Annotated in this window: 2 protein-coding genes; both read left to right on the top strand. The window is 49.3% G+C overall.

Annotated elements, in window-relative coordinates; translation table 11 throughout:
* Window positions 1-96: 96 nt before the first annotated feature.
* Window positions 97-657 (top strand): AAA family ATPase, encoded by a 561-nt coding sequence (locus tag EOB49_RS31850; RefSeq protein WP_127383306.1) that lies wholly within the window; start codon window positions 97-99, stop codon window positions 655-657.
* On the top strand, window positions 654-1,170 hold a 517-nt coding region (locus EOB49_RS31845; protein WP_164781879.1), incomplete at its 3' end, for a DUF3226 domain-containing protein. The genes EOB49_RS31850 and EOB49_RS31845, both read left to right, overlap by 4 nt.

Below are 1,170 nucleotides of genomic sequence, written 5' to 3'. Positions count from 1 at the left end.
GGTATACAGGTAGGCGTCGACGCAGCTTCCGGCCAAAATGCTGCTCCCGCTGTTGGCCCGTCCGTCTCGTTTTCAAACTCCGGGCAATCTGATGTGGTGAACGGGCATTTCATCCCGCCCTATCAGATCGATCTGTTCGAGCAGGTGCATCAGCAAATAACTAAGTTGACGAAGGAAAAAAGAATTGAAGGTCTAGTTTCGATGATGAGAGGTATTGAGCCCGCAATATCAAACATATTTGCCTTGTCAGAAACATCATTCAGCGAAATCTATCTCGATATCGGCAGAGACTATTTGATGCCTCTATCTGGAGTTGGCGCTGGTTTTTTTAATTTACTAAAGATTGGTGCTGGAATCTCAACAAACGCACACAATGGGATATTTATAGTAGATGAGATTGAGAATGGAATCCACCACACGCTTTTAAAAGATTTGGCCAAAATTGTTATCACCGGAAGTAAATCGACCGGTATCCAATGCTTTTGCTCCACACATTCCGGTGAGATGATTTCAGCTTTTGCAGAGGCTGCAAGCGAGCTGAATTTCCACGATTTATGTGTGGTGAGGTTTACCAGAACTAAAACGGGACGACGGAGTACCGTGTTTAGGGGGGAAGAGATCGGAACCGCCCTTGCGATTGATGGAGAGTTGCGGTGACCGAATATCTGGTTGAGAAGCCAGATGCTTCAACTCGTCCCAATGCAACCAGACTGTTGATGGCGGAGGGTCAAGCAGAGGTGGGTTTTATTGAAGCCTACCTTGCGCTGCTGCACACACCGATAGATCAGGTGATTCTCACGTGCTTCAAAGGCGTGGCGAACCTAGCCCGATCCGTGCGGGTGATGCGAAAGGTTCTGGATGATGTGGGCGAAGGTGCTGGGCGGTTTGGTCGAGTGGGTGTGTTTGCCGACGCAGAGCAGAATCCGGTAGGGCGCCTTGATGCGGTTGTTGATTCAGCCGACCAATTTGGATTCGGTGCGGTGTCGCAAAATCTTCGCCAGACAAACTTTTGCGAATCTGGTCAACGACGTTTCGCCTACCATCTTGCGCCAAACAACATCGGAGCCGGGATGATCGAAGATCTCGTTACCACCGAAATTGCAGGTAGCTCTCTCGCACAGTGTTTGACGAACTATCGTGCCTGCGTATTAGCGGCTGACGATGTTAATC

This window comes from Mesorhizobium sp. M7A.F.Ca.MR.148.00.0.0 (genome assembly GCF_003997735.1).
Lineage (GTDB): Bacteria > Pseudomonadota > Alphaproteobacteria > Rhizobiales > Rhizobiaceae > Mesorhizobium.
Note: the sequence above shows the minus strand (reverse complement) of the source record. Positions and strands in the feature narration are given on the sequence as shown.